Source organism: Halomonas sp. 113, from assembly GCF_904067645.1.
Taxonomy (GTDB): Bacteria; Pseudomonadota; Gammaproteobacteria; order Pseudomonadales; family Halomonadaceae; genus Vreelandella; species Vreelandella titanicae.
Map to the genome: position 1 here is coordinate 4,900,925 of NZ_LR881453.1, position 20,214 is coordinate 4,921,138.

19 protein-coding genes are annotated in these 20,214 nt (G+C 58.5%); 9 read left to right on the plus strand and 10 right to left on the minus strand.

Going from position 1 to position 20,214, the window contains the following annotated elements; genetic code table 11:
- The first annotated feature begins 116 nt into the window (after positions 1–116).
- Entirely contained in the window at positions 117–1,100 is a 984-nt protein-coding gene (locus YERSI8AC_RS22785) for a LysR substrate-binding domain-containing protein (protein ID WP_022521366.1), read from the plus strand.
- Between the two features lie 320 nt (positions 1,101–1,420).
- Here the strand turns inward: YERSI8AC_RS22785 and YERSI8AC_RS22790 are convergent, their stop codons facing one another.
- The gene (locus YERSI8AC_RS22790; protein ID WP_159177677.1) at positions 1,421–2,488 is read right to left on the minus strand and encodes a substrate-binding domain-containing protein; all 1,068 of its coding nucleotides are present in this window, start codon (positions 2,486–2,488) and stop codon (positions 1,421–1,423) included.
- A 129-nt stretch (positions 2,489–2,617) separates the two neighbouring features.
- On the opposite strand from YERSI8AC_RS22790, the gene YERSI8AC_RS22795 reads away from it, so the two are divergent.
- The 5 genes from YERSI8AC_RS22795 to YERSI8AC_RS22815 are packed head-to-tail and all read left to right on the plus strand — an operon-like array spanning position 2,618 to position 8,628.
- A complete protein-coding gene (locus YERSI8AC_RS22795; RefSeq protein ID WP_159177678.1) occupies positions 2,618–3,112 on the plus strand; it encodes a formate dehydrogenase subunit gamma in 495 nt (164 codons plus the stop codon).
- Complete coding sequence (locus YERSI8AC_RS22800; RefSeq protein WP_159177679.1) at positions 3,109–4,665, plus strand: formate dehydrogenase beta subunit; 1,557 nt, start codon at positions 3,109–3,111, stop codon at positions 4,663–4,665. Before YERSI8AC_RS22795 ends, YERSI8AC_RS22800 begins: the two co-directional genes overlap by 4 nt.
- On the plus strand, positions 4,662–7,547 hold the full coding sequence (gene fdhF, locus YERSI8AC_RS22805; RefSeq protein ID WP_159177680.1) for a formate dehydrogenase subunit alpha: 2,886 nt from the start codon (positions 4,662–4,664) through the stop codon (positions 7,545–7,547). The genes YERSI8AC_RS22800 and fdhF overlap by 4 nt, the downstream gene beginning before the upstream one ends.
- The gene (gene fdhD, locus YERSI8AC_RS22810) at positions 7,544–8,371 is read left to right on the plus strand and encodes a formate dehydrogenase accessory sulfurtransferase FdhD (RefSeq protein WP_138799476.1); all 828 of its coding nucleotides are present in this window, start codon (positions 7,544–7,546) and stop codon (positions 8,369–8,371) included. The genes fdhF and fdhD overlap by 4 nt, the downstream gene beginning before the upstream one ends.
- An 11-nt stretch (positions 8,372–8,382) precedes the next feature.
- Entirely contained in the window at positions 8,383–8,628 is a 246-nt protein-coding gene (locus YERSI8AC_RS22815) for a formate dehydrogenase subunit delta (protein ID WP_022521360.1), read from the plus strand.
- Between the two features lie 101 nt (positions 8,629–8,729).
- Here YERSI8AC_RS22815 and YERSI8AC_RS22820 read toward each other — a convergent pair whose 3' ends face one another.
- Positions 8,730–10,520, minus strand: a complete 1,791-nt coding sequence (locus YERSI8AC_RS22820; protein WP_138799477.1) for a methyl-accepting chemotaxis protein — start codon at positions 10,518–10,520, stop codon at positions 8,730–8,732.
- 440 nt (positions 10,521–10,960) lie between these two features.
- Here YERSI8AC_RS22820 and YERSI8AC_RS22825 point away from each other — a divergent pair, with 440 nt between their 5' ends.
- Positions 10,961–11,887, plus strand: a complete 927-nt coding sequence (locus YERSI8AC_RS22825) for a YihY/virulence factor BrkB family protein (RefSeq protein ID WP_027957892.1) — start codon at positions 10,961–10,963, stop codon at positions 11,885–11,887.
- A gap of 2 nt (positions 11,888–11,889) precedes the next feature.
- On the opposite strand, the gene ureG is transcribed toward YERSI8AC_RS22825, so the two are convergent.
- The 8 genes from ureG to YERSI8AC_RS22865 all read right to left on the minus strand — a co-directional run bounded on the left by ureG (position 11,890) and on the right by YERSI8AC_RS22865 (position 18,929).
- Positions 11,890–12,528: an urease accessory protein UreG gene (ureG, locus tag YERSI8AC_RS22830; protein WP_009286151.1), complete on the minus strand. Its 639-nt coding sequence runs from the start codon at positions 12,526–12,528 to the stop codon at positions 11,890–11,892.
- Between the two features lie 29 nt (positions 12,529–12,557).
- Entirely contained in the window at positions 12,558–13,301 is a 744-nt protein-coding gene (locus YERSI8AC_RS22835) for an urease accessory protein UreF (protein ID WP_321169486.1), read from the minus strand.
- Complete coding sequence (gene ureE, locus YERSI8AC_RS22840) at positions 13,291–13,806, minus strand: urease accessory protein UreE (protein WP_159177681.1); 516 nt, start codon at positions 13,804–13,806, stop codon at positions 13,291–13,293. Before ureE ends, YERSI8AC_RS22835 begins: the two co-directional genes overlap by 11 nt.
- Positions 13,807–13,965: 159 nt before the next feature.
- The gene (gene ureC / locus YERSI8AC_RS22845; RefSeq protein WP_159177682.1) at positions 13,966–15,681 is read right to left on the minus strand and encodes an urease subunit alpha; all 1,716 of its coding nucleotides are present in this window, start codon (positions 15,679–15,681) and stop codon (positions 13,966–13,968) included.
- Positions 15,678–15,998 carry an urease subunit beta gene (locus YERSI8AC_RS22850; protein ID WP_027957896.1) on the minus strand — a complete coding sequence of 107 codons (321 nt, stop codon included), beginning with the start codon at positions 15,996–15,998 and terminating at the stop codon, positions 15,678–15,680. The genes ureC and YERSI8AC_RS22850 overlap by 4 nt, the downstream gene beginning before the upstream one ends.
- A 118-nt stretch (positions 15,999–16,116) precedes the next feature.
- Positions 16,117–16,419, minus strand: a complete 303-nt coding sequence (locus YERSI8AC_RS22855) for an urease subunit gamma (RefSeq protein ID WP_022521353.1) — start codon at positions 16,417–16,419, stop codon at positions 16,117–16,119.
- A 37-nt stretch (positions 16,420–16,456) separates the two neighbouring features.
- The gene (locus YERSI8AC_RS22860; RefSeq protein WP_159177683.1) at positions 16,457–17,341 is read right to left on the minus strand and encodes an urease accessory protein UreD; all 885 of its coding nucleotides are present in this window, start codon (positions 17,339–17,341) and stop codon (positions 16,457–16,459) included.
- A 226-nt stretch (positions 17,342–17,567) separates the two neighbouring features.
- Complete coding sequence (locus tag YERSI8AC_RS22865) at positions 17,568–18,929, minus strand: diguanylate cyclase (RefSeq protein ID WP_022521351.1); 1,362 nt, start codon at positions 18,927–18,929, stop codon at positions 17,568–17,570.
- A gap of 188 nt (positions 18,930–19,117) precedes the next feature.
- Between YERSI8AC_RS22865 and parS the strand changes: the two genes are divergently transcribed.
- Positions 19,118–19,567 (plus strand): type II RES/Xre toxin-antitoxin system antitoxin, encoded by a 450-nt coding sequence (gene parS, locus YERSI8AC_RS22870; RefSeq protein WP_022521350.1) that lies wholly within the window; start codon positions 19,118–19,120, stop codon positions 19,565–19,567.
- The gene (locus YERSI8AC_RS22875) at positions 19,564–20,028 is read left to right on the plus strand and encodes an RES family NAD+ phosphorylase (RefSeq protein ID WP_089691167.1); all 465 of its coding nucleotides are present in this window, start codon (positions 19,564–19,566) and stop codon (positions 20,026–20,028) included. Before parS ends, YERSI8AC_RS22875 begins: the two co-directional genes overlap by 4 nt.
- The last annotated feature ends 186 nt before the right edge of the window (positions 20,029–20,214 follow it).

Below are 20,214 nucleotides of genomic sequence, written 5' to 3' on the forward strand. Positions count from 1 at the left end.
GCTTTGGGGTAGTCTTCCAACGATGCCGCGATATCGAGTTCCGGATTACTGTGGGTCTAGGCAGCCAACTGGCTGAGTAGAAGTGCCTTTTACCCGAGCGTTGAGGATTTCACGTAATGAGCCGACATACTGCTCCAGATCAAACACTGTTGAAGATGCCTTCGCTGCGGGCAGTAAGGTCGTTTGTCGCGGCGGCGCGCTATCAGAACTTCACCCGCGCAGCAGAGGCCCTATGCGTGACCCAGGCTGCTATCAGCCGTCAAGTGCGCGAACTGGAGAGCTTCCTGAAGACGCCTCTGTTCAAGCGAGTGGGAAGTGCTGTGGAACTGACGGCAGCAGGCGCTATCTTCTTCGATGCCGCTCAGCTTTCGTTCATCAATATCGCTCAAGCCGCTGATCGCATCCGAGATGATTTTGGTAACGTTGCTCGACAATCGCTAACGCTATGTTGCTCGCCTGCCTTCTCAGCGCTGTGGATGTCGCACCGCCTGCCTAGCTTCTTTAGTAACAATCCGAACATCGACCTCAACTTGGTGACGACGCAGAACTTCCTTGCCATGGAACCAGGCGTTTCTCCAGATATCTTTATCACCAAGCTATCGCGTGTTATGGAAGGCTATATCAGCATTCCGCTGTTCTGTGATGTAATCTACCCGGTGTGTTCGCCTCGCTACTTGGAGAAACATCCAGAGATCGGCACTCTGGATGGGTTGCGACATGGCGCTGTACTGCTCAACCTTAGCCCCTACGGGCGCGCTCAGGTGGCCGAGCATGTGGACTGGGGGGTGTGGATGGCTATTCACCAGCTCGAGATCGCTAGGAATGCTAAGGATAGCTCTCATTTCTTCAATGCAAATGACTATAACATGTTGATTCAGATGACATTAAACCATCAAGGTGTTGCGCTAGGGTGGGATCATCTAGTGATGCCGTTGATAGCAGAGGGAAGACTGGTTAGACCAGTTGCTGAGCAAGTAGTGCTGGAGGAAACGCGCCACTATCTTTGTTATCGTGAAAACCGGGCCGCTGACGAAGAGATACAGCGCTTTCGTGATTGGTTTACCGCCGAATGCGGCATGAACGTAAGCCCTGAGAATTGAGAACATGTTACGCGCACCAGCGTTTCATAGTATCGGTCGACTTCGCTCTATACCTCTATTTTACTCCTCTACTGCTCGCGGCTTTCGTCGACTCAAAGCACTTGGAAGTGCGCAGGTTCCTAAAGAACGTCGCACTTTATGGGGTTATGTCTTTTAGGATTGCTGTATGAGGTTCGCCCGTTTAGCTACCACTTGATTGGTCTACGGGTGTAGCCGCTATAGTCAGCATCCATCGTCGTCTTGAGGTAAAACCATTCCAGGCTCCATGCGTTTCTGATGCCACTCAGCACAGTTATGCCTTGAATCTCTCCACTAGCTGCTTAGGGTGTTGGTGAGAATATCTCCTCTACCTGTATCACATTGCCACACTGGCTCGGGCTATAACCCGGCAGACCCTGCACCGCCTCTTGAAAGGAAGCGCCGCGCAATACCTGCAAGAATTCGTCAAATTTAGGCTCTTTCAGGGAGCGGTGATGACAGGCCAGCAAGTAGTCTTCCGTGGCCAGCGGCACAAATTCAAGCCCAAACCGCTGCGCGGCCGCCTCGACACCAAACCCTGCATCCGCCATTCCCGCCGCCACATAGGCCGCTACCGCCGAGTGGGTGTACTCCTCAATCTCGTAACCATTCACTTTGGATGTAGCAATGCCTGCCTCGGCCAGCAAGCTATCCAGCAGTTCCCGGGTTCCCGATGATGCCTGCCGGTTGATAAACGTGACCGGCCTATCGGCCAGTGCGGCAACGCCATCAATGCCCAGCGGGTTACCCGGCGCCACCATTAGCCCCTGCTGGCGGGCGATAAATCCTATTAGCCGATGATAGCGGGGTTTGAGCAGGCGGCGGTATTTGCGCCGTGCCTTTTCACCCACTGCCCCCCTGGGCAGATGGCAGCCCGCCAGGTCGCAGCCATTGCGGTTAAGGGTCGCCAGTGCTTCCAGCGGGCTGCAGTACTGCAGATCAAGCTGCAACTCTCCCAGATGCTGCGGCAGCAGCTCTATCGCAAACCCGTGGCTGGCGTGGAGGCGAAGTACGGGGTGCACGCCTTCCTGGTGCTGCTGAATGGCAAGATTCAGCTCGGAGCTCAGGCTATCAAGCTGCGGGCTTAACCGAGCGGTGGCGCGCTGCTCGGCCCACAGCAGCTTCTCACCCAGCGGTGATAATTGCGCCCCTCGCCCACGCGCCATGGCTACCAGGGAAACACCAAAAAACTCCCCGCCCTGGCGCAGTAAATTCCACGCGTGACGATAGGAAATACCCGCCTCTTCGGCGGCATGGGTCAACTTGCCATGACGATGCACCGCCCCCAGCAAGCGCAGAAGGTTGGTATCGAGACGGTGCCCCTCTTCATCACTAAAGCACCAGGTGGGCGTTACCTTGATCCGTTTCATAGGCACACTATTTCATATTTTTAAGTCGATAACTTGATGCTAGCTTTGTCTTAACCGTGATGCACGACTTTTTAAATATGAAAAGTAGTGCATATTTAAAACATAATAAGCAGTCGTGAGGAAGGCACCATGAACCATTCCCAGGAGTGGGCGCCGCAGGCTATTCAGGCCGAGGTCGACGCTCTGAAGCACAAGCCCGGCGCCCTACTGCCGATCCTCCACGCCCTTCAGGATCGCATCGGCTTCATCCCAGAGGCAGCGGTACCCATCATCGCCGATGCCCTCCACCAAACACGTGCCGAGGTGCACGGAGTCATCAGCTTCTACCACCACTTTCGCACCACGCCGCCGGGGCGCCACGTCGTGCAGATCTGCCGCGCCGAGGCGTGTCAGTCGGTAGGGGCGCGCCAGCTCGAAGCCCACGCCAAGGCGCGTTTGGGGGTCGATTACCACCAGACCACCCCGGATCGCGAAATCACCCTCGAAGCCGTTTACTGCCTGGGCAACTGCGCCTGCGGCCCATCGATCCGCGTGGACGACAGCGTACGCGGCCGCGTCACCCCGGACGCCTTCGATGCGCTAGTGGATGAATTGCAAACACGGCCGTTGGAGGTGATGGGATGAGCATCCGCGTTTATGTACCCCGGGATACCACCGCGCTTTCACTGGGCGCCGATACGGTCGCCCGCCGACTGGAGAGGGAGGCAGCCGCACGCGGCCAACCCATCACGCTGGTGCGCAATGGCTCCCGTGGCCTCGCCTGGCTGGAGCCGCTAGTGGAAGTTGAAACCCCCATCGGCCGGTTCGCCTACGGCCCGGTAACACCAGAGGATGTACCCGCACTGCTCGACGCCGGGCTGCTGGGAGACAGCGTCGGCCATCCCCTGGCGCTGGGCCCCACGGAGGAGATCGACTATCTCGCCCGCCAGCAGCGTCTCACCTTTGCGCGTATCGGCATCACTGACCCGTTATCGATTGAGGATTATCGCGCCCATAACGGTTTTTGCGGTTTGGCGGCTGCGCTGCAACGCGAGCCCCAGGACATCGTCGAGGAAGTCAAAGTTTCCGGCCTGCGCGGGCGCGGCGGGGCCGCCTTCCCGACAGGCATCAAGTGGCAGACCGTGCTGGATACGCCTGCCGATCAGAAGTACATCGTTTGCAATGCCGACGAAGGCGACTCCGGCACCTTCGCCGACCGGCTGGTGATGGAATGCGACCCCTATATGTTGATTGAGGGCATGGCGATTGCCGGCCTCGCGGTGGGTGCCACCCAAGGCTATATCTACCTGCGCTCGGAGTATCCGCTGGCGAAAGAGGTTCTTGACGAGGCCATCCGCCGCGCCGAACAGGCAGGGTATCTCGGCGACGACCTACGCGGCAGCGGCCGCGCCTTCCAACTGGAAGTGCGCCTCGGCGCCGGGGCGTACATTTGCGGCGAAGAGACATCGCTTCTGGAAAGCTTGGAGGGCAAGCGAGGGCTGGTGCGCTTCAAGCCGCCGCTGCCCGCCATCGAGGGTCTGTTCGGCCGCCCCACCGTGGTCAATAACGTGCTCTCGTTTGCCGCCGTGCCGTTCATTCTGGCCGAGGGTGCCGAGGCCTACGCCAATCACGGCATGGGCCGCTCCCGGGGCACGCTGGCCCTCCAACTGGCGGGCAACGTCAAGCGTGGCGGTCTGGTGGAACTCGCCTTTGGCACCACTCTGCGCACGCTGATGGAGGATTTTGGCGGCGGTACGCTCACCGGAAAGCCCTTGCGCGCCGTTCAGGTAGGCGGGCCGCTGTGCGCCTACCTGCCCGAAAGCCAGTGGGATATGCCGCTGGATTACGAAACCTTCGCCGAGGTCGGTGCAGGCGTCGGTCACGGCGGCGTGGTGATGTTCGACGACAGCGTCGATATGGCCGAACAGGCGCGTTTCTCGATGGAGTTCTGCAAGGTGGAGTCCTGCGGCAAGTGCACGCCCTGTCGTATCGGCTCGACCCGTGGCGTGGAGGTAATCGATCGTATTCGCGCCAACGACAATCGCGAGGCCAACCTCGCCCTGCTGAGTGATCTTTGCGAAACGATGGTAGACGGCTCGCTCTGCGCCATGGGCGGCATGACCCCCTTCCCGGTGCAGAGCGCCCTGAAACACTTTGCTGAGGATTTCCAGCAGGCGGCGAACGGAGACAGATCATGATTGAACATTTCGATCCACGGCGTCAGGCCAACAGCGTCGATTTTTCCAAAGACTATGGCACACCCTCCCCCTACCCGGGCGCCGCCACAGTCAACCTGGAGATCGACGGCGTATCCATCAGCGTGCCGGAAGGCACCTCGGTGCTGCGCGCGGCGGCACTGGCGGATATCAACATTCCCAAGCTGTGCGCCACCGACAGCCTGGAGCCCTTCGGCTCCTGCCGGCTGTGCGCCGTGCAGGTGGAGGGACGCCGCGGCCTGCCCGCCGCCTGCACCACGCCCGTTGCTGAAGGTATGAAGGTGACCACCCAGAACGAGCGGCTGGCCAAGCTGCGTCGCAACGTGATGGAGCTCTACATCTCCGACCACCCGCTGGACTGCCTGACCTGCCCGGCCAACGGCGACTGCGAACTGCAGGACATGGCCGGTAGCGTGGGGCTTCGCGAGGTGCGCTACGGCTTTACGGGCGAGAACCATCTGGACGCCGCCAAGGACGAATCCAACCCCTACTTCACCTTCGATCCCAGCAAGTGCATCCTCTGTTCACGCTGCGTGCGCGCCTGCGACGAAGTCCAGGGTACTTTCGCGCTAACCATCGATGGCCGCGGGTTCGAATCCAAAGTATCAGCAGGCCAGAGCGACGCCTTCATGGACTCGGACTGCGTCTCCTGTGGCGCCTGCGTGCAGGCCTGCCCCACCGCCACGCTGATGGAAAAAAGCGTGATCGACCACGGCGTGCCGGATCGCAGCGTGGTCACCACCTGCGCCTACTGCGGCGTGGGCTGCTCGTTTGAAGCCCAGATGAAGGGCGACCAGCTGGTGCGCATGGTGCCTTACAAGGGCGGCGACGCCAATCACGGCCACTCCTGCGTGAAGGGGCGTTTTGCCTTCGGCTACACCACCCACCCGGATCGCCTGACCACGCCGATGATTCGTGACTCAATCGATCAGCCCTGGCGCGAAGCCAGTTGGGAAGAGGCGATCAGCTTTGCCGCGAACCGTCTCAAGTCGATTCAGGCCGAGCACGGCCGCGAGAGCATCGGCGGTATCACCTCCTCGCGCTGCACCAACGAAGAGACCTATCTGGTGCAGAAGCTGATTCGCGCTGCATTCGGCAACAACAACACCGACACCTGCGCGCGGGTGTGCCACTCGCCCACCGGCTACGGCCTGAAGACCACGCTGGGTGAATCGGCGGGCACCCAGACGTTTGACTCGGTGATGAAGTCGGACGCGATTATCGTGATCGGCGCCAACCCCACCGATGCCCACCCGGTGTTTGGCTCGCTGATGCGCAAACGCCTGCGCCAGGGGGCGAAGCTGATCGTCGCCGACCCTCGCCGTATCGACCTTTTAAAGACCCCGCACATGAGCGAGGCCCAACATCTGCCGCTGCGCCCAGGCACCAACGTGGCGCTGGTCAACGCGCTGGGTCACGTGGTGGTGACGGAAGGTCTGGAAGACAAGGCGTTCGTGGCCAAGCGCTGCGACACCGATGCCTATAACAGCTGGCGTGAGTTTATTGCTGAACCGCGCCACTCCCCGGAGGCCACCGAAGCCATTACCGGCGTGCCCGCCGAGGCCGTGCGCCAGGCGGCACGCACTTACGCCACGGCGGGCAACGGCGCGATCTACTACGGGCTGGGAGTGACCGAGCACAGTCAGGGTTCCACCATGGTGATGGGGATTGCCAACCTGGCCTTGGCCACAGGCAATATTGGCCGCGAGGGCGTGGGTGTGAACCCGCTGCGCGGCCAGAACAACGTCCAGGGTTCGTGTGACATGGGCTCCTTCCCCCATGAGTTGCCGGGCTACCAACACGTGGCCGACCCCATCGCCCGCGGCCGCTTTGAGGCCGTGTGGGGTGTGAAACTGGACGACGAACCGGGGCTGCGCATTCCCAATATGTTCGACGCTGCCATCGAAGGCACCTTTAAAGCGCTTTACGTGCAGGGCGAAGATATCGCTCAGTCCGACCCCAACACCCAGCACGTCGAGGCGGCGCTCACGTCGCTGGACTGCCTGATCGTGCAGGATATTTTCCTCAATGAAACGGCCAAGTTCGCCCACGTACTGCTGCCGGGTTCAAGCTTCCTGGAGAAGAATGGCACCTTCACCAACGCCGAGCGACGTATCAACCGGGTACGCAAGGTGGCAGCCCCGGTGGCCGGCAAGGAAGACTGGGAAGTCACCCAGGATCTGGCCAATGCGCTGGGCTACCCGATGCACTATACCCATCCCTCCGAAATCATGGACGAAATCGCCCAGTTGACGCCAAGTTTCGCGGGCGTCAGTTACGCCAAGCTGGAGGAGCGCGGCAGTCTTCAGTGGCCCTGTAACGCCGAGTACCCGCTGGGCATGCCGACTATGCACGAGGTTGAGTTCCCCATCGGGCTGGGACGCTTTGCAATTACCGAGTACGTGGCCACCGAGGAGCGGGCCAACCGCCGCTTCCCGCTACTGCTCACCACCGGCCGGATCCTTAGCCAGTACAACGTGGGCGCCCAGACCCGGCGCACCGACAACCAGCGCTGGCACGATGAGGACGTACTGGAGCTGCACCCTTCTGACGCCGAGCTGCGCGGCATCCGCGACGGCGACTGGCTGGGCATCACCAGCCGTGCCGGCCAGACGGTACTGCGTGCCCGGCTCAGTGAGCGCATGCAGCCCGGCGTGGTGTATACCACCTTCCACCACCCCGGCAGTGGCGCCAACGTCATCACCACGGACAACTCGGACTGGGCCACCAACTGCCCGGAGTACAAGGTCACGGCGGTGCAGGTGGAAAAAGTCAGCCAACCGTCGGCCTGGCAGCAACGCTTTAGCGCCTTTGACCTGGCCCAGCGTGATTACCTGGCCAAGGCCCAGCAGGAGGTTCCATGAGCATCCACCATACTCGCGACGCGGTAGCGCGCCAGCCGGTGGAGGTGCGCCGTGGCGCTAACGGCTGGTACACCGATACCCAGGAGGATCTACTGGCCCTGGAAAGGCCGGTGGCCCTGGTCTACAACGGCATCTCCCACGCGGTGATGATGGCCAGCCCGACGGATATTGAGGAGTTTGCCCTGGGCTTCAGCCTGTCAGAAGGCATCCTGGCCAACGTCGACGAGTGCTACGACCTCGATATCCACGAAGCACCCCAAGGCCTCACCGTTCACCTCACTATTGCCAGCCAGCGAATGGCCGAGCTCAAACAACGGCGGCGCAACCTGACAGGACGCACCGGCTGCGGGCTATGCGGCACCGAAGCCCTGGAGCAGGCCATCCGGCCAATTCCCCATGTCATGGCGCCGCAGTTGAGTGACGCCGCCATCCAGCGTTCCCTACGGGAGCTGTCCATCCACCAGCCGCTGCAGGGGGCCACTGGCGCCAGCCACGGTGCCGCCTGGTGCGATGCTTGGGGGAACATTAAACAACTGCGCGAGGATGTGGGTCGCCATAACGCCCTGGACAAACTGATTGGAGCCCTCGCCCGCGAGGCCAGCCCCCTCGGCGAAGGGTTCGCGCTGGTCACCAGCCGCGCCAGCTACGAGATGGTTCACAAGTGTGCCAGTGTCGGCATTGGTGCTCTGGTGGCGGTATCGGCGGCCACCGCCCTGGCCGTGGAGCAGGCCCAGGCATCGGGGCTGCTACTGGCAGGCTTTGCGCGGCCCGGCCGCCATCTGATTTACCATCGTCCCACGTCGGCGGCGATGGCACACGGCTGAGGAGGCACGCAATGTCGTCGAACCAAGATACTCACCTGATTCACATGACCAACCAGATCGCAGCTAACCTGGGCGGCGGTCGTGATGAAGAAATGGCAGCCGCGGCCACCTGTCGCCACCTGGAAACCTTTTGGGCACGATCAATGAAGCAGCGCCTAATAGCCACGCTGGAACGCGAGGATGCCGCGCTTTCACCACTGGCAAAGCGAGCCGTCAACTTGCTGGCGGAAAGATTGGCCAGGCGCCATAGCGGATAAACATCACAGGTGTTAACGCAACGGGGCTTGCCATCTGGCAAGCCCCGTTTTTTATACCCATCGTTTAAAAGCGCTGATACCACAAGCACTGTTAGTGGACGTTAGAACTCTTCCCACTCATCTGCAGCGTGCTTTGCCGTTGCCGGTGAAGGCTTGGATGATGGCTGTGACGAGGCTTGCGATGAAAGCGCGGGGCGTTTCAGGCCTTTATCACCGCCACGTTGCTGAGGCGCCGGAGAGGCCAGCGCCTGCTGCTGCGTGGGCTCATCTTCGCCGAGTACAAAGGAGTTGATTAGCTGATTAAGATGCTCCGCATGGCGGCGCATATTGGCAGCGGCGGTGGTCGATTCTTGCACCATGGCAGCGTTCTGCTGGGTCATGGTGTCCATTTCGGCCACGGCGGTGTTGATCTGGCCGATACCGCTACTCTGCTCTTTAGCGCCCGCGGTGATCTCACCGATCACATCGGTGACTTTCGCCACGCTGGAGACAATCTCGCGCATGGTGTCGCCCGCGCTACGCACCAGCTTCGCGCCCGATTCAGTGTGCTGAACGGACGTATCGATAAGCGCACGAATCTCTTTGGAAGCATCGCTCGAACGGCTGGCCAGCACCCGTACCTCTTGCGCCACCACGGCAAAGCCGCGGCCATGCTCGCCCGCCCGTGCGGCTTCCACCGAGGCATTAAGCGCCAGAATATTGGTCTGGAAGGCAATCGCATCGATCATGCTGATGATGTCACTGATACGCGAAGCGGAGTCGTTAATATCGCGCATAGTGCTCTCAACTTGCCCCATTGAGTTCTCGCCTTCACGGGCTACATCGGCAGTAGACTGTACCAGCGTATTGGCCTGCTGGGCATTGTCGGCGCTGTGATTAACCGTCGAGGTGATCTCTTCCATGGAAGCGGAGGTTTGTTGCAGGTTCGCGGCCGCCTGCTCGGTACGGGTGGCGAGCTCATCGGAGCTTTGTGAGATCTCCCCCGCCGCTTGGTGCACGCTGAGCGTACTGCTGCGTACATCACGAAGCGTGTTCTGCATCCGCGCTACAAAGGCGTTGAATTGAACGCTAAGCTCGCCAATTTCGTCACCGCTTTCAACTGCTAAGCGACGGGTTAAATCACCGCGCCCCTGGGCAATATCGTGCATAGCCGCAGTAGTGCGCTTGATCGGCCCCAGCGTGCGACGCACCAAGCCATACGCTATCAGTGCAATCACAATAAATAGACCCAGACCCAACAAGGAGGCAAATATAATGCCCTGGCGCAAATCGGCGGCAGCCGCGGCTTCAAGTTCGGCAATAGCATCGTCAGCATCGGTTACATAAACGCCTGCACCAATGAGCCAATCCCATTTTTCAAGGCGGTCAACGAAGGAGTGCTTGGGTTCAATTCTGTCGGTACCTGGGTAATCCCACATATAGCTGTAGAAGCCCCCGCCACTCTGAGCAAGCTGAATGATCTCGCGAATCAGATAAGTGCCATCGGGGGTTTGCGCGTCGATCATGTTGGTACCTTCACGCTCCGGTGCAGGCGCCGTGACGATATTGTTACCGTCATAGTCGTAGATAAAAATGTAGTTGTTATCTTCAAAGCGCATGGAACGCACCAGCTCGGCTACCTGCTGCTTGGCTGCCTCATCGTTGGCACCGGCTTGTTCGTAAATGGGCTCGATGGCAGAAGTCGCCATCTGGACGATATCGCGTACCGCATGGCGGCGCTCTTCAATCAGCATTTCACGCTGGTTTGCCAACGTATCGCGGGTGTCTTGGGCGCTGCTGTAGGCTTTAAACCCGACCAGCACAACCGTCACTAACAGAAGAGGGAGCAGTACCAGCATCAGCACCTTGGTTTGTAAACCAAGGGCTCGTTTGGGAGCAGAAGGAGTGGACATATGTGGGCAAGCTCCAGAGTCAGTCTTGAGTGAAGAGTTTTTAGTAGTTATAGGAGCCTTATCGACCTAAAGTGCACGAACTTTAACCATTTTTTAGTTTTTTTACTTAATATTCAATTAATTAGCATTTAATGATTAGCTTCATAACCTAAGTTAAGGTTATTCATAGAGTAAAGGTTCATTGTGAGGTTGTGGTGGCCAGGGATGGCCCGTTTTAAGCAAGTCGCTTAACCACAATCTTCGGTTGCCCTGGTCTCTCTACCGCCTGGTCAGGGCGACCTTTTTGTTTGTAGGGCGGCGAGTTAGCTTCTGCCTCTTACTACTCTCTCCTGAAGCCAGATCAGGCAATTCGGGACTTCCTTGATATTTGCCCTTGTTATTTGCCATTGCCATCAGCGTATCATGGCGATAGGGCCTAATGTCCAAGGAGAATAGCAAGCATGGTTCGAAACCACCCATTTGTTAGCGCTGTCTTGCTCCTGCTCCCTCGGTTGGCTCACTTTGCTTGGCGCGTATTACGCAATTTCCTGAAAAATCACGGTGTCCTGCTGGCCGGCGGAGTGGGCTACAACATCCTGCTCTCTATCGTGCCGCTTTTTGCCGTGCTCGTTGTGCTGTTAACCCAAGTTGTCGATCAGCAGCACTTACTCAATGTGCTGGCCGTACAGGCACGCCATATGGCGCCTGCCCACGCGGAAGTGTTGCTGGAGGCCGTTCGCAGCCTGCTGGAATCGCGTGATGTGATTGGCATTCTGAGCTTTCCCATTCTGCTCCTGTTCAGCTCATTCGCCTTTCGTATGCTGGAAGACGCCCTGGCGATCATTTTCCATGCGCCGGATAGCCCGCATATCAAGCGCAGCGTTTGGGTTTCGGTAATGTTGCCCTACGCCTTTATGGTGGTACTGGGGGCGGCGCTTATGGTTCTCACGCTGGTAGTCACCCTGGCCAGTTCGCTCAATACGCTGGTAATGCTGCTATTTGAACGTGAACTACCGCTGGCGGGATTTTCAGAGCCGGTGCTTAACCTGGCTAGTTTCACTGGGGTGTTCCTGCTGTTCAGCGCTATCTACAAAGTGCTGCCGGTGGTGCGCATCGCCTTACGTCGGGCAATCGTAGGAGGCTTTGTGGCAGCACTGCTGTGGGAGGGGGTTCGCCTGTTGCTGGTTTACTATTTCGCCAATCTCTCGTTCGTTAACGCCGTCTACGGTTCGCTGGCAGCGCTGGTGGTCGTACTGATTAGCCTGGAAGTGGGCGCCATCATTTTACTGCTGGGCGCCCAGGTGATTGCCGAATTGGAACGCAATACCCGCCTTGGCTTGCCATGGCACGTCGACCCCAATCGCCAACCAATTACGCGGGTCGATTGACGTTAGCTAGCGGTCACTTCGGCCTGCGGACGCCGCTCATCCAGCATTCCTTTATCGAGAATAAAGCGGATAATCTCCTCAAGCCCTACGCCGTCATAGAGGTTGGTAAACACAAAGGGCCGCTCGCCGCGCATTTTCTTGGAATCGCGCTCCATGACCTCTAGTGAAGCGTGCACCTGCTCGGCGATATCGATTTTATTGATAATCAGTAGATCCGATTTGGTAATGCCCGGCCCGCCTTTGCGAGGTATTTTGTCGCCTGCCGAGACGTCGATGACGTAGAGCGTCAGGTCGGAAAGCTCGGGGCTGAAGGTCGCCGAGAGGTTGTCGCCGCCCGACTCGACCATGACCAGTTCCAGCTTCGGGTGACGCGCCTGGAGCTCATCAATGGCCGCCAAGTTCATCGAGGCGTCTTCACGAATCGCGGTATGCGGGCACCCCCCGGTCTCAACCCCTAGAATACGATCCGCCGGTAGGGCATCGTGCTTGAGCAAAAAGTCGGCGTCTTCGCGGGTGTAGATATCGTTAGTGACTACGGCGATATCGTAGTAATCACGCAGCGCTAAACAGAGTTGCTTGAGCAGCGCGGTTTTACCAGAACCAACCGGGCCACCCACACCAACACGTAAACAGTGAGTCATTGTTCTCTCCTCGTTAACTTCTAGGTCATCTAACTTCGAAACAGGCGCGAATATTGGGTTTCGTGCAAGGCGCTAGCCAGTGCCAGACCGGGCAGCACCGGGCCCAGCTCTTCATCATCCAGCGTAAGTGCCTGATTAACGGCATTCACTAGCGCGGGGCGCAGTTGTTCAATTACTCGCTGGGCAGCGGTGTGGCCAAGCGGCAAGGCTTTACAGGCCACCGCTAGCTGGTTCTCCATCCACGCCCAGGCAAACCCCAGCAGCGTTTGGCGAACAGACACGCCACGGACGTGGGCCGTGTAGGCAAACAGCGTTACATAACCTGCTTGGGGCGGAAGCAAGGGTGGGAGTAATCCCTCACTTTGCAACTGCTGCTCTCTCGGCAACAAGTTCAAGCTGCCCAGTAGGCGTTTTAGCGAAGCGCCCAGCCTGCTATCTTCGGCGGCGAGCTCGGCGGTTTCCCGGGTAGCAGCCAGCCACTCATCCCACGCGGCAATTGATTTACGACCTTCTGCCATGTCCGCCTGGCCAAACGCATCATGCAACCGCGCCAGCACTGGCAGTTCGCAGCGGGTTAAGCCATCTTCCAGCACACCGTTTAGCCACTCGGCGAGGCTGGCTTCATCGCGCACCCAGTCCAGCTCAAAGGCGCTTTCCAGACCTTGGGAAAAGGCAAAGGCGCCGATGGGCAACGCTGGGCTCACCAACTGCATCAACCCTAGCAGCGCTAGCTCATCACTTTGGCTTTCTAGCGCAGTGAGTTCAGTGGGCATGGTGGTGCTCATGCGAGTGGTCATGATCGTGGTCGTGTGAATGACCATGTGAATGTCCGCCACCTACTTGGTTATAAGCACCCGGCTCCGGGTCGAACGTTGCGTTGTGGTGCTCTAGTTCGGCACCTAATAGCTCGGCGAGCTCTTCCAACACGTGATCCGGCGGAAAGCGCACCCAGCCGCCCTGTTCATCTTCCCCCAGCGCGAGCTGCACATGGCGGTTGCCTAAGTGGTAGGCAAGCTTCGCCAGCGGTAAGCCGGTGCTCACCCGCGCGGTGACCACCGGTTCTACTGCCGCACAGACACGCACGACTTCGCCACTCTCGGCTTTTAAACCTTCGCCACTGCGCAATACCGGGCCGCGATCCAGAAACAGCCCCAGCTCGCGGCCGCTATCGCTCTCGGCTTTCAAGCGGCCACGAATGCGCAGCTCGAAGGGCAGTGTCAGCGTGTCGCTGGCGGCGCTTTCGTCTATGGGGCCGAGGCGTTCAATCAGTTTCAACATCGATATTGTCCTGTTATAAGCCCTGGTGGCTCGCCGGGAGCAGCCCTACGAGAGGGCGCTGTGAATACCTCCCTGTACGCTACTTTTGCCATCCCTGGCAAAAGACCCTCTCTACGGGCTACTCCCGGCTATCATGTCATGGGAGTGTATTCTCTATGCTCAAAACAAGTGATACCGCTGCGCCAGCGGTAGCTCGGTCGCGGGTTCGCAGGTGAGCAGTTCGCCATTGCAGTGTACTTCGTAGGTTTGCGGGTCGACGGTGAGTTCTGGACAGGCGTCGTTGAGCTTCATGTCTCTCTTACGCACGCCGCGCACGTTCTTACAGGCGGAGAGCGTGCTGTGTAGACCCAAGCGCTCTTTGATGCCCGCATCGATCGCCGCTTGGCTGACGAAATTGAGCCGCGTCTGGCTGGCAGCGCGGCCAAAGGTGCCGAACATGGGGCGGTAATGTACCGGCTGCGGCGTGGGAATCGAGGCGTTGGGGTCACCCATGGGCGCTGCCGCAATCATGCCGCCTTTGATCATCATGGCCGGTTTGACGCCGAAAAAGGCCGGTTTCCACAGCACCAGGTCCGCCAGCTTACCCACTTCGATAGACCCCACCTCATGGGCGATGCCATGGGTAATCGCGGGGTTAATGGTGTACTTGGCAATATAGCGCTTGGCGCGGAAGTTATCGGCGCCCAGCGCTTCATCTTCCGGCAGCAGGCCGCGCTGCACCTTCATTTTGTGCGCCGTCTGCCAGGTACGGCAGACCACTTCACCGACCCGCCCCATGGCTTGGGAGTCGGAGGCGATCATCGAGATCACGCCCAGGTCATGCAGGATATCCTCGGCGGCGATGGTTTCGCGGCGAATGCGCGAGTCGGCAAACGCGACGTCTTCGGGAATATTGGGGTCCAGGTGGTGGCACACCATCAGCATATCGAGATGCTCGTCGATGGTGTTAACCGTGTAGGGCCGGGTGGGGTTAGTCGATGACGGCAGCACGTACTCTTTGGCACACGCCGTGAGGATATCGGGCGCGTGGCCGCCACCAGCACCTTCGGTGTGGTAGGTGTGAATACCGCGCTCTTTGAACGCCGCCAGGGTGTCTTCCACAAAGCCCGATTCGTTTAGGGTGTCGGTGTGGATCGCCACTTGCACATCGTAGGCATCCGCCACGTTGAGGCAGTTGTTGATTGAGGCAGGTGTAGTGCCCCAATCTTCGTGCAATTTGAGCCCCATGGCGCCTGCTTGGAGCTGGAGCTCCAGGGACTCGGGCAGGCTGGCGTTGCCCTTGCCCAGAAAGCCGATATTCATGGGCATATCGTCGACCGCCTGGAGCATTTTGCCGATGTGCCATGCGCCGGGAGTACAGGTGGTAGCGTTGGTGCCAGTCGCCGGGCCGGTGCCGCCGCCCAGCATGGTGGTCACGCCGCTCATCAGCGCTTCTTCGACCTGCTGAGGGCAGATAAAGTGGATATGGGAATCAATGCCGCCCGCGGTCAGGATCTTCCCTTCGCCGGAGATGATTTCGGTGCCGGGGCCAATGACGATTTCAACATCAGGCTGTACGTCAGGGTTGCCCGCTTTTCCAATCGCGGCGATGCGGCCATTTTGAATGCCCACGTCGGCTTTGACGATACCCCACCAATCCAGAATCAGCGCGTTAGTAATCACGGTATCCATTACCGTGTCGTCGGCGCGCTGGCTTTGGCCCATGCCGTCGCGGATAACTTTGCCGCCGCCGAATTTCACTTCATCGCCGTAGTGGGTAGCATCCTGTTCGACTTCAATCCACAGCTCGGTATCGCCCAGACGCACGCGGTCACCCACCGTGGGGCCATACATATCGGCATAGGCTTGCCGACTGATCTTGTTAACCGGTTTCATTGTTTACCTCCGTCGAGCGCGCCCATGACATCGCCGCGAAAACCATAAATTTCACGCTTGCCAACAAAGGGAATCAGCGTAACTTCACGGGTTTGGCCAGGCTCAAAGCGAATCGCCGTGCCTGCAGCCACATCCAAGCGAAAGCCACGGGTTTTATCGCGATCAAACACCAGCGCGGGATTGGCTTCGGCAAAGTGGTAGTGGGAACCGATCTGTATCGGCCGGTCGCCGGTATTGGCCACCTCGACGCTAATCCGCTCACGTCCCGCGCATAGCTCGATATCGCCTTCTTTTAACTTGTACTCACCGGGAATCATTTGGTTGCTCCTTTGTTTTTTTGTGAGGTGTGAGGTGTAAAGAGAGAGGTATGAGGGGTGCGTAACCCACTACTACTCACCCCTAACTATTCACTCCTCACCCCTCACAATTAACCCCTCACACAATAGGCGTATGGACAGTGACCAGCTTGGTGCCGTCGGGGAAAGTGGCTTCCACCTGCACTTCGTCGACCATCTCGGCGACACCGTCCATCACATCCTCACGGCTAAGGATTTCGCGACCATAGCTCATTAAGTCCGCTACGCTGCGGCCATCCCGGGCGCCTTCCATAATCTCGAAGCTGATCAGCGCCACCGCTTCCGGGTAATTGAGTTTTAAACCACGCGCCTTGCGGCGCTCCGCCAATTGGGCGGCTGAGAACAGCAGCAGCTTGTCTTTGTCTCTTGGGGTTAATTCCATGGAATGTGTCTCCAGCAGTGCATCGCAGTGATGCTAATTAGGTTAGCCAAATTCGTGGTGTATGTGCTTCACGCTCGATCCAGCGGGGGCGCAGCAGTTGCCAAGCCTGTTCGCATAACGCCCAGGCTTCGTTACGCGAGTTGCCTAAATAGCGCAGCAGCAGAACACCGTGGCGGACGGTGACCGCCCAGCGCGGGTTATCCGGCAGCGCTTCACGCAAGGCTTCAATGGCAGCAGGCGCGTCGGCAATCCCCACTGCCCAGAGCGTGGCCTGCACCGTGGCACCGCCCTGCCCCCAGCGCCCGGCAAAGCGTGGGTGTAGTGGGTCTAGCGGTTGGCGCTCTAGCCACAGCGGTTTGCCATCCAGGGTTAAGCGGAAGTGCTGCTCAATACGCCCGGAAACATAGGGTAAGTCGCTGGCCGGGCGGCCCAGTGCCATCACTTCCCAGCCCAGACAACGGGCGCTGCCGTGAAGGTCAATTTGGGTGCGCTGTTCACCCTTGGAACCATCAAAGGCAATGGTCTCCTGGGGCAGCCATTCAAGTGTCGCGTCATCTTCAACGCTCAACCGGGTATGCTGCGTCCAGGCTACGCCCTGGCTGTCGGCTTTATAGAGTTTATTGGCAGCCGGGGTCGTCAGCAGCGCATGGGCACCGCTCTCTACATGGGCACTAATGGTAAGCGCATCGCCGCTGACTAGCCCGCCCGGCGGGTGAAGCACATAAACATGGCAAGCCTCACCGCTTCCTTCGGGATAGAAAGGGCGCTGCACCCGCAGTGGCCCTTGATGACGCGCCTGCACCATGCGAGTGGCGCCGTCACGATGGGCGAAGGTGAGTGCTAACGAAGCCGCCCAATGGCGGCCTGCATCGAAGCGGTGGCCAGAGGCAATGTGTGGTTTGGCGAGTTCGCACAGGATCATGGGTTGCTACCGCTTCCTTTTCACTAAGCCTTTGACATAGGTAAGCAATTAATGCGCCAAAATGGTGAAAGCCCTGCTGTGCGGTCAATGGTAGGGATGAACGGCGGTGGCTTGCAGTACTACGCATCTAGGCGCACCAAAACAGAACGGTATCAGGCCCAGCATGCACCAAATAAATGCACTCACTGCTTATTTAGCGCTCTGCCTGCACTCACTCTTCACACCATTACTGCACAACGACCCGGTCACGACCGCCACGCTTCGCTTCATAAAGGGCCTGATCAGCACGCTGCAGGGAGTGGTGATAGTCTGGGTGACCATCGTGAAGCGTTACACCCACGCTAATCGTCACGTTAAGCAGCGTATCGGCACCGGCGAGCATCGGCTCCTTAGCCACCGATTGGCGTAAACGCTCAGCAAATAACCGGCTGCCGTCATGGTCAGTATTGACCAGCACAATCAAAAACTCCTCGCCGCCCATGCGAAACACGTAATCACCCCCACGGGTGGAGCGATCAAGGATGCTCGCCACCTGCTGCAGCACGTTGTCGCCGGCGTCGTGCCCATGGGTATCGTTGATCGATTTGAAGTGATCGATATCTACCATCAACAGCGCAAAGCAGTGCTCCGAGTGGCGGGCAATGTCTATTTCGCGACTAAGCACCACTGACAAAAACTTGCGGTTGAGCAACCGGGTTAAGCTGTCGCGCCCTGCATCCAAACCGGAGGCGCGCTCTAATACATTGTCGAGCAGCATCAACACCGTACGGGCGGCATCACGAATCTCGCCCAGCGCCTTAAGTCGCTGGCTAGCATCTTCATGCATCAGCACTTCCAGCCACTCACGATCCACTTGCTGAATATGGCGTGAAATAGTGGCAATCTCCGGCACGCCCTCGAACGCATGGCACGCTTTATGGAAGTACCACAGACCAAAATCGGAATTGGATAACCGCGGCAGCGTGGCGATATCCTGCTGGGCAGCTATGGCAAACATCAGCGCATTCTCCCAATTCAACAACGCCGAACGCTGGCGTTCACGCTCGTCGCCAATGCTCTGGGTGAGTGAAAACAGCTTGTACGCCTCTTCAGTGCGCGCATTACGGTCACTGGCCACCGAGTAGGCGTGGCTCATGATTTCCATGGCCATATCAATATGGTCGGAGACGTACACCGAGGCATCCCCCGGCGATAGCGGGCTTTTGAACGTGGCGTTGATCTGTTGATAAAACACCTGCTTAAGCTGCCGCGCTCCACTTAGCACCAGGTTGACCGGAATATCGATGCGGGCATGCACCTGCCCCACTTTTTCCTGCTGCTCAACCAGGGACTCAAAATCGGCGTGCTCAACGGCAAACATGGCCTTCAGCCAGCGCTGCATTGAGGGGTGTAAACGCTGCTCCACTTGATCGTTGGAGAGAAACAGCGAGGCATGCGGGTCTTCCAACATCACCCGGTAAAAGTGGTCAGCAAAGCTTTGCCCGTGGTGCTCTACCAACGTCTCGACTGCTTGCCGCAACGGTTTGGGCGTGCGCTCCAGAAGCGCTTGCCACTCGGCGGCGAGCTGATGTTTATCTTTATAGCGCATACCCCACCTGCTTCTTATTGATCAACAGCCAATATTACACGCCAAGCATTTTCGTCAACCGAACACAGAGCAGGGTTTTAGCGAATAAGCCCGCCAGATATCTTCTGTCATGTGCATCACTTGACGGCGGTAAAAGCATCATGTATATCAAATGATAGACTTTTGAAGTATCAAATGAGGATAACATTATGGATATCCACTTCACTCAATACCAGCCACCCAAAGCTTTGGCGTCCGGTTTCTGGCAACAAATTGGCTTGCCAGCCAGAGGCCGCAAGTTGCATGAGCTGTTGCATGAAGGGGTGGAGTATCGTGTTTATCCCCAGATTGCCAAGGTATCAGGTATTGAGCAGAAGGCACTGGCGCGCTACGTGGATATTCCCTCTGCTACGCTTAGCCGTCGCGCCAAATCGGGCCGTTTCAAAATGGCAGAGAGTGACCGGCTGTATCGCTTTGCTGAGCTTTTCAAGGCGGCACTGGATCTGTTCGAGGGGGACTCAGAGGGCGCCCGCGCCTGGCTACTCAAACCCAATGCCGGGCTAGGCGGTCGTCGCCCTGTCGAAATGAGCGCCACATCGGCAGAGTATCAAACGGTGTTGAATCTGATCGGGCGGCTGGAGCATGGTGTCTCGGTATGAGCGAGGTCACCGCCTATCGGCTGGTTAAGCGTAAGTTTCAGGAGACAGCGTTTGATGGCGAAGGCGCACGGCTTTACGGTGGGCGCTGGAACAGCCCAGGGAATGCCTGTGTGTATGTGGCAAGCTACGAGTCGCTGGCACTACTGGAAATTATGGTGAATCTGGAAAGCTATCGGCTGCTCAATGCGTATGCGCTGCTGCGCCTGACGCTACCAGCCGACAGTATTCTAAGCATTGGCGCAGAAGATCTACCAGAAAACTGGCAGGAAGCCCCAGCGCCCGCAGAGACCGCTGAACTTGGCGATGGCTGGCTGGCCTCAGGCCAAAGTCTGGCACTGGCAGTGCCAAGCGTGGTCGTGCCGAGAGAGCTCAACTACATGCTCAACCCGGCACACCCCTTATTCGATCAAATCGTCGCGACAGCCGAGGCACTGCCATTTCAACCCGATCCAAGACTTTGAACCAGGTGTGGATAACTTAAACCGTTCTTAGCAGATTTCAAAGGCGCGTTAGTAGCCCGTCTTACGTTTATTCCCGCAATACTCAGATACCCCTTTCAGCTCACCTCAGCGTCTTTTATCCGCTTGACATTTCATGAATAGCGCCACAAACTTAGCCAAGGCTATACTTCTTTCCTCGGGACAATC

Coding starts and splice junctions, on each gene's coding strand:
- YERSI8AC_RS22785 (WP_022521366.1), top strand. CDS start 117: ATGAGCCGACATACTGCTCCAGATCAAACACTGTTGAAGATGCCTTCG.
- YERSI8AC_RS22790 (WP_159177677.1), bottom strand. CDS start 2,488: ATGAAACGGATCAAGGTAACGCCCACCTGGTGCTTTAGTGATGAAGAG.
- YERSI8AC_RS22795 (WP_159177678.1), top strand. CDS start 2,618: ATGAACCATTCCCAGGAGTGGGCGCCGCAGGCTATTCAGGCCGAGGTC.
- YERSI8AC_RS22800 (WP_159177679.1), top strand. CDS start 3,109: ATGAGCATCCGCGTTTATGTACCCCGGGATACCACCGCGCTTTCACTG.
- fdhF (WP_159177680.1), top strand. CDS start 4,662: ATGATTGAACATTTCGATCCACGGCGTCAGGCCAACAGCGTCGATTTT.
- fdhD (WP_138799476.1), top strand. CDS start 7,544: ATGAGCATCCACCATACTCGCGACGCGGTAGCGCGCCAGCCGGTGGAG.
- YERSI8AC_RS22815 (WP_022521360.1), top strand. CDS start 8,383: ATGTCGTCGAACCAAGATACTCACCTGATTCACATGACCAACCAGATC.
- YERSI8AC_RS22820 (WP_138799477.1), bottom strand. CDS start 10,520: ATGTCCACTCCTTCTGCTCCCAAACGAGCCCTTGGTTTACAAACCAAG.
- YERSI8AC_RS22825 (WP_027957892.1), top strand. CDS start 10,961: ATGGTTCGAAACCACCCATTTGTTAGCGCTGTCTTGCTCCTGCTCCCT.
- ureG (WP_009286151.1), bottom strand. CDS start 12,528: ATGACTCACTGTTTACGTGTTGGTGTGGGTGGCCCGGTTGGTTCTGGT.
- YERSI8AC_RS22835 (WP_321169486.1), bottom strand. CDS start 13,301: ATGCCCACTGAACTCACTGCGCTAGAAAGCCAAAGTGATGAGCTAGCG.
- ureE (WP_159177681.1), bottom strand. CDS start 13,806: ATGTTGAAACTGATTGAACGCCTCGGCCCCATAGACGAAAGCGCCGCC.
- ureC (WP_159177682.1), bottom strand. CDS start 15,681: ATGAAACCGGTTAACAAGATCAGTCGGCAAGCCTATGCCGATATGTAT.
- YERSI8AC_RS22850 (WP_027957896.1), bottom strand. CDS start 15,998: ATGATTCCCGGTGAGTACAAGTTAAAAGAAGGCGATATCGAGCTATGC.
- YERSI8AC_RS22855 (WP_022521353.1), bottom strand. CDS start 16,419: ATGGAATTAACCCCAAGAGACAAAGACAAGCTGCTGCTGTTCTCAGCC.
- YERSI8AC_RS22860 (WP_159177683.1), bottom strand. CDS start 17,341: ATGATCCTGTGCGAACTCGCCAAACCACACATTGCCTCTGGCCACCGC.
- YERSI8AC_RS22865 (WP_022521351.1), bottom strand. CDS start 18,929: ATGCGCTATAAAGATAAACATCAGCTCGCCGCCGAGTGGCAAGCGCTT.
- parS (WP_022521350.1), top strand. CDS start 19,118: ATGGATATCCACTTCACTCAATACCAGCCACCCAAAGCTTTGGCGTCC.
- YERSI8AC_RS22875 (WP_089691167.1), top strand. CDS start 19,564: ATGAGCGAGGTCACCGCCTATCGGCTGGTTAAGCGTAAGTTTCAGGAG.